Source organism: Marinospirillum alkaliphilum DSM 21637, from assembly GCF_900119735.1.
In the GTDB taxonomy this organism is placed as follows: Bacteria; Pseudomonadota; Gammaproteobacteria; order Pseudomonadales; family Halomonadaceae; genus Marinospirillum; species Marinospirillum alkaliphilum.
In genome coordinates, this window is the sequence record NZ_FPJW01000009.1 from 154,873 (window position 1) to 161,549 (window position 6,677).

Sequence of the window (6,677 nt, forward strand, 5' to 3'; positions counted from 1 at the left end):
CACCTGCCAGAGAAGATCAGGCAAGATACCGGAACAGCAACTGGATGAACCGGAAACAACCAAGATGCCGATTCTGCTCAAGGCTCTGCAATACCTGCGCCAGCACCTGAAGCGCCTGCACCTTGCCGGGCTGCTGTCCGGCCTGCTTTGTGTGCTGCTGTTGTTTCCGGCCAGTTCGTCCACTTCCGCCTTTTTTGGCCGCCAGTACCTGCCACTGCAACCCGATCCCCAGGCACGCCTGCTGTTCACCCAGACGTATCGTGAACTGCGTCGTGGTCAACTGGTGGACCTGGCCGAAGTACTGCCGAACCTGCAACACTACCCCCTGGCTCCTTATCTGGAATACCAGCTGTTCCGTAATCAACTGGCCTATCGGGTGGTGGATCAGGACCGCATCCACTCTTTTCTTACCCGTCATGCTGATGCCGGTTTCCATGCCCGCCTGCGTGATGAATGGCTGACCAACCTCGGGCAACAGCAGAACTGGGACAGCTACCTGCAGGCAACCAGTACCCACGGCCTCTCGAACAACCTCAACCTGCAGTGTTTCCAGTTACGTGCAGAAGCGGCCATCCAGGGCCAGTCCATGCAATGGCTGGAGCAGGCCGCTGATTTCTGGCGCAACAACCAACCCCTGCCCGCCAGTTGCCGTCCGCTCAGTGAATCCTTGCATCTGCTGGGCCTGCTCAGCAGTGAAGACTATGCCAATGCCGCGCTGGCACTGATGCGCAATCGCCAGACCAGCCAGGCCTGGGCACTGAATCAGCACCTGACACCTCAGGATCGCCAGTGGCTGACCTTCTGGCGCAATGCCCGCCAGAATCCCTCCGCACAGATCAATGCGCTGCTACAGGGGCGCGTCAACCTCAAATCTGTTGATGCATCCTTGCGCGATGAACTGCTGACCGATCTGTTGCAGCACCATGGCCGCACCCATCCAACCCAGACCCGCCAGTTTGTCACTCAACTGACCCAGCACGAGCTGATCAGTCAGCAGGCCGGCTGGAGTGTACTGGAGCATCTGGCCATCCGTGCGGCACAGCGCAGCCAGGATGCCACTCTGGAACTTTTTGCCCGCATACCAACAGAAGCCCGCTCATTCACAGGACATGAGTGGTATGCCCGTACCCTGCTGCGCCAGGCGCAGTGGCCGGAACTGCTGGATGCCCTGCAATGGTTGAATGCCGAACAGCTGTCTACGGGAGAATGGCGCTACTGGCAGGCTCATGCCCTGCAGCAGACCGGTGAAACAGCAGAAGCCAGACAGCGCCTGCAAGCCCTGGCAACTGAGCGTCAGTATTATGGTTTTCTGGCAGCGCGTGAACTGGGGCTTCCCCTCAGCATGAATGCCGCAGATACACCCATTCAGGCACACCATCTGCAGGAACTGAGTCAACACCCCGGTCTGATTCGTGCGGCGGAGCTCTACTTCACCGGTTTTACTGAAGATGCCACCCGTGAATGGCTGCACAGCCTGCGTGATGCCACACCGGAAGACTGGATTCAGGCCGGTTGGCTGGCGCGCCACTGGGGCTGGCATGATCGCAGTGTGGATGCTGCCAATCGTGCCGGCATGATGGATGCACTGGAATTGCGTTTCCCGCTGGCACACCTGGAAACCCTGCAGCCACTGGCACAGCAGGCCAATCTGGAACTGTCACTGATTCTGGCCCTGATCCGCAAGGAAAGCCTGTTTAATCCTGATGCCCGTTCACCGGTCGGTGCGCTGGGCCTGATGCAGGTGATGCCCGCCACCGGGCAGCAGGTATCCCGCCAGCTGCGCATCAACCTGCAACCCGAATCCGACCTGCTGAAACCGGAATACAACCTGCCTGTGGGTGTGCATTACCTGGCCGGGCTGATGCGCCGTTATCAGCAGGACCCGATACTGGCTGCCGCGGCTTACAATGCCGGCCCCACTCGCGCCAACAGCTGGCGTAACAGCTTCGGGCAGGAAACCGATCCACTGTGGGTGGAACGCATCACCTTTGCCGAAACCCGCGACTACGTCAAAAGCCTGATCGCCTTCAGTGAAGTTTATGCCTGGCGGCTGGCTCAGGAAGCGCAGCGCCAGGCACTGCTTAACCCCTTGCCACCAGGCCCCGAAGGCTGATCCGGCATAACAGGAATACCATGTTTCCCCGCATTCGAATTGTTCTGGTGCAAACGCATCATCCCGGCAATATCGGTTCAGCCGCACGGGCCATGAAAACCATGGGGCTGGAACGGCTGTACCTGGTCAACCCAACCGAATTTCCTCACCCCGAAGCCACCCGACTGGCAGCCGGTGCCACCGACCTGCTGGATCGTGCGGTGGTCTGTGACAGCCTGCAGCAGGCCGTTGCTGACTGCTCACTGGTGGTGGGTGCCAGTGCTCGACTCAGGCAACTGGCACTGGGCAACCTTGATCCGGAAGGCTGCGGCAGGCAATTGATTAAAGAAAGTCAGCAGCAGCAGGAAGTGGCGCTGGTATTCGGCCGCGAGCGCAGCGGTCTGCACAATGAAGAACTGGCCTGCTGCACCCATCAGGTCAGCATCGATGGCAACCCCGAGTACAACATTCTCAATCTGGCCCAGGCGGTGCAACTGCTGTGTTATGAAATCTTCCGTGCCGGTCGTCAGCCAACACCTGCTGCGGAAAACACCACCATTTATCCCAGCCTGGAGGCGGTGCAAGGTTTTGAGGCCCATCTGGAACAGGCACTCAGAGCCAGTGGTTTTCTCAACGGCGCTTCTGACCACGGATTAAAAGCCCTGCAAACCCTGTTTCGCCGTGCCAGACCGGACCAACGCGAACTGGGCATGCTGCGCAGCCTGGTCAGTCGCCTGGAGCATCAGGGACGCTTTTATTATCAACACAACAAGGATGCTGATTCATGACCCTTGCGGCCTGGTTGTCCGTCGCCACCATCTGTTTTCTGGGTGCCGCATCACCCGGTCCCAGCCTGGCAATGGTGCTGCGCCACACCCTGTCCGGCTCGCGCCGCAATGGCATCATTGCCGCCCTTGCCCACGGTGCCGGTGTCGGTCTCTATGCACTGCTGGTGGTCCTGGGACTGGGACGCCTGCTGGTGGAACTGCCCGGACTGTATCAATTGCTGGCCTGGGGTGGTGCCGCTTATCTGGCGTGGCTGGGCATTCAGGCCCTGCGGGCCGGACAAACCTCAGCCCTGCATGCAGATGCACTACAGGCACCCACTGCTCTGACAGCCGTGCGGGATGGTTTTATGGTGGCGTTTCTCAATCCCAAGCTGGCCATCTTTTTTGTGGCCCTGTTTTCACAATTCATTCAACCCGGTCAGTCGCTGGAAACCAAGCTGATTCTGGCCGCCACCGCCTGGAGCATCGACACCGGCTGGTATCTGCTGGTGGCTTTTGGCCTGTCTCATTCGCAGGTATTGCCCTGGCTGCAGCAACGTGCCCGGTGGATCAACCGCATCACCGGTTGCCTGCTGCTGTTGCTGGCATTGCGAGTCATCACCCTCTAGATTGTCAGGTAAACCCTGAAAGGATCACTGCCCATGTCCACCCAGTTTCCAGAGGAGCTGACCGGTTTTGACTGCAAACAATGCGCAGGCAAACTGGATTTTGATTTCAGCTTTGCCTACCAACCGATTGTTGACCTGCAGGCAGGCCAGATCTGGGGTTATGAAGCACTGGTTCGCGGCCTGCAAGGGGAGTCAGCTTTTCAGGTATTGGCAAGGGTGAATGACAGCAATCGTTATGCCTTTGACCAGGCCTGTCGAGTCAAGGCCATCAGCCTGGCCGCAGAACTGGGGTTACAGCAGATCCTCAGTATCAACTTCCTGCCCAATGCCGTTTATGAACCGGCCCACTGCATTCGCAGCACCCTGGCAGCAGCCGAGCGGGTGGGTTTTCCCACCGAGCGCATCATGTTTGAAATCACCGAATCCGAACAGGTACACGACCCAGAGCACCTGACCCGGATTTTCCGTTATTACAGTGAACAGGGATTCATCACCGCACTGGATGACTTTGGTGCCGGGCATGCCGGGCTGACACTGCTGGCTCGTTTTGTCCCCGGCCTGATGAAAATCGACATGGAGCTGGTGCGCGACATCCCGACACACCGTGCCAAACAGGTGATCGTCACTGCACTGATCAACATCTGCCGCGAGCTGAATATCACGCTACTGGCTGAAGGCGTGGAAACAGCAGCGGAAAAGGACTGGTTTCTGGAGCGCGAAGTGTACCTGATGCAGGGTTACCACTTCGCCCGCCCCGGTTTTCAATGCCTGCCAACCGTAAGTTTCTGAAACCTTCACCCGGAACAGCTTGCCATGGAGCAACTTCAGCCTGGTAGCCATTGCTGGGGCTGACATCAAGGCCAGAATATTTTGCCAGTTTCAAGATCAACCCAGCCGATTTGTGGGCATTTTTCATCGTACCAAAAGTGTGAAATACGCTGATCATTAATATCCTTGAAATCGGTAGGCAGCACCTCCCTGAAATACTGGATCAATTTATCTGTAGTCAAACCCCATATATCAAAAGGCTCTGATGAACAACCTTCTCTTACAGGTACCTGCTGCCCTGTTATTGCTGCGTCTTTCCAGACTTGGACTGGAGGAGTAAATACAATTCTTTGTTCATCCAGCATTCGCTTGAGCATCATGAAGAAAAACTCACGATGTTCATCAATGGAAAAATCCTCTCCCTCATAATAAAAGCCGAGCCATCCACCCCATGAATCCTGACAGATCAGGTCATAGATGCGTTCAAGCCTTTGCTCCAGCTTGTCTCTCACTATCAGTGGATTACTCAAAATGCAGCTCCCACTTACCCCAATTAACCTTATATTTGTAAAAGCTAAAACCTGTGAAAGCCTCCACAGAAACAGCTTGCCACGGTGTTTCTATGGCCCACCTCACTCGTCCTTCTAGAGGGTCTGCATCCAAATCAAAGCCTCTCAATCGAAACAGCCCTTCTCTCGAATCCAACTCATAAAAAAACATTTTTTCTATTTTTTGCAGATCACCATCCTTGAGTCTTTTATAAAAAACAGTTGGCTCCGGAAGCTGTTTTTTCTCAGTCAACTCCAGAAAGTAGTCAACAACCTGGCTGCCACTTAATCCAGAGAACTTCTTTATATTTTGATTTTTTTTCTCAAGATTCAACAGGCAATAAGAATCCATGTCAATTCCATTGCAGCCACTAACCTTATAAAAAATCCGCTTCAGCTCCCTAGTTCTATACGAAGGGAAATTACGCTCACCCTTAATCACCCCAAAAACACCGGCCCCATAAGCAAAAAAAGATAAAAACACTAGAATACAAGCTAGTATTCGATACCACCTTTGGCTTGCGGGGCCATAACCAACCATATCTGCACCAAAGAATTTATAAATCCCATCGAAGATTTCTATTGCATTCCACATAAGAAATACTGGGAAGGCCATGACGATAAACAATTTCAGAGCGATTAAATTTATTGCCCTCCAGCTATACTCCTGCAATTGAATTATTTTCTGAACGCTGTTCCTGTTCATCACTTTCCAGCTTCCAAATTATCCGGGAGTCTGATAAATGAAGGAATATTCTCAACTGTTGTTTGAGTGGCATTTTTTACTGCATTTGCAGCGGATGGCTGAACGTAAGGTTGAATTAAGTTAGAAGCACCTTGCCCAAAAAAAGGCGCAACACCAGTGAAAACTGCTCCCATTCCTGCACTGACTGGTACAGACCTATCTTCTTGGTAAAAAGTGTTCTGTACCGCTGTATTGCCACCGGCTGCTGTCGCACCAACAGCAATGTTGCCTGCTGTCTTTGTGCTAACATATGGAGCGGCAATTACAGCAACTGTACCAGTAATAAGGCTCTGAGCAGGGCGATATTCCCCACCCTGAACCATCTGACCCGCAGCATCAAAGCCAGCTCCAACACTAAAGGCAGTAGCAACTCCCTTTTTTGTTTGATCTCTCACTATATTAGTCAGAAAAAATGGACCTGTAGCAAAACTCGCAATTCCCATCGTTAGCTGATGCTGCGCTCTTTGTTGTTCTTCTGGACTTATCAGGTCAACTGGTTCATGCATGTTGAATGGCATACCCGCTGCAGCAACACCCAGCTCTCCCTTGCTGTTCGGCCGAATGGTTTGAGGAGGGATTAGCACTGGTTCACCTTGTTTCGGTACTTCCCAATGATAGGGTGAGTCTGCACCACCGGTATTGTTAATGATAAAACTGACCAAAGTCGGCTCCAGATCTTTCGGAATCAATTGAACATAAACACCATCTGCAGTTTGCAGCCAGTTTCCACCCTCATCAAAACGTTCTGCGGCATAACCATCATACCGGTCTTCCAGCGTCGAATCATTCTGATTTACGATGATGTTGAATCCCGGGTAATCCCCCCATTTTTAACGGGGTTCAAAAGTAGAGTCAGGCCACCATGGCCAGTTTTTGTTGAGGGGTGATCCCTCCAAGCCCCATATTGGGCCGTTCATTATTGTAATGCCAGAGCCAGCCTGTGGCGTAGTTCTGAACTTCTTCAACGCTATCGAACAGGTGTTGTGCCAACCAGTCATAACGTACGGTTCGGTTATAGCGCTCAATGTAGGCATTCTGTTGTGGTTTGCCAGGCTGGATAAAGGTTAAAGCAATACCCTGCTCTCCTGCCCAGGCTGCTAGCTTGCCACTGACGTATTCCGGGCCGTT

At 53.6% G+C, this 6,677-nt stretch carries 8 protein-coding genes; 4 read left to right on the forward strand and 4 right to left on the reverse strand.

Annotation, left to right across the window (positions count from 1 at the left end; all coding sequences use genetic code 11):
- Positions 1–64: 64 nt before the first annotated feature.
- From BT114_RS12430 to BT114_RS12445, 4 genes are read left to right on the forward strand one after another with little or no spacing between them, the layout of a single operon-like run.
- Positions 65–2,113, forward strand: a complete 2,049-nt coding sequence (locus tag BT114_RS12430) for a lytic transglycosylase domain-containing protein (RefSeq protein ID WP_072326818.1) — start codon at positions 65–67, stop codon at positions 2,111–2,113.
- 20 nt (positions 2,114–2,133) lie between these two features.
- Positions 2,134–2,880 carry an RNA methyltransferase gene (locus tag BT114_RS12435; RefSeq protein ID WP_072326819.1) on the forward strand — a complete coding sequence of 249 codons (747 nt, stop codon included), beginning with the start codon at positions 2,134–2,136 and terminating at the stop codon, positions 2,878–2,880.
- The gene (locus tag BT114_RS12440) at positions 2,877–3,488 is read left to right on the forward strand and encodes a LysE family translocator (RefSeq protein WP_072326820.1); all 612 of its coding nucleotides are present in this window, start codon (positions 2,877–2,879) and stop codon (positions 3,486–3,488) included. Before BT114_RS12435 ends, BT114_RS12440 begins: the two co-directional genes overlap by 4 nt.
- 33 nt (positions 3,489–3,521) lie before the next feature.
- Positions 3,522–4,277 carry an EAL domain-containing protein gene (locus tag BT114_RS12445; RefSeq protein WP_072326821.1) on the forward strand — a complete coding sequence of 252 codons (756 nt, stop codon included), beginning with the start codon at positions 3,522–3,524 and terminating at the stop codon, positions 4,275–4,277.
- A 65-nt stretch (positions 4,278–4,342) separates the two neighbouring features.
- Here BT114_RS12445 and BT114_RS12450 read toward each other — a convergent pair whose 3' ends face one another.
- From BT114_RS12450 to BT114_RS12465, 4 genes are all read right to left on the reverse strand, one after another.
- The gene (locus tag BT114_RS12450; protein ID WP_143142835.1) at positions 4,343–4,786 is read right to left on the reverse strand and encodes a hypothetical protein; all 444 of its coding nucleotides are present in this window, start codon (positions 4,784–4,786) and stop codon (positions 4,343–4,345) included.
- Positions 4,779–5,510 carry a hypothetical protein gene (locus BT114_RS12455; protein WP_072326823.1) on the reverse strand — a complete coding sequence of 244 codons (732 nt, stop codon included), beginning with the start codon at positions 5,508–5,510 and terminating at the stop codon, positions 4,779–4,781. The genes BT114_RS12450 and BT114_RS12455 overlap by 8 nt, the downstream gene beginning before the upstream one ends.
- Complete coding sequence (locus BT114_RS12460; protein ID WP_072326824.1) at positions 5,510–6,211, reverse strand: hypothetical protein; 702 nt, start codon at positions 6,209–6,211, stop codon at positions 5,510–5,512. Before BT114_RS12460 ends, BT114_RS12455 begins: the two co-directional genes overlap by 1 nt.
- Positions 6,212–6,401: 190 nt before the next feature.
- A partial coding sequence (locus tag BT114_RS12465) for an integrase core domain-containing protein (RefSeq protein ID WP_143142836.1) occupies positions 6,402–6,677 on the reverse strand: 276 nt, incomplete at its 5' end.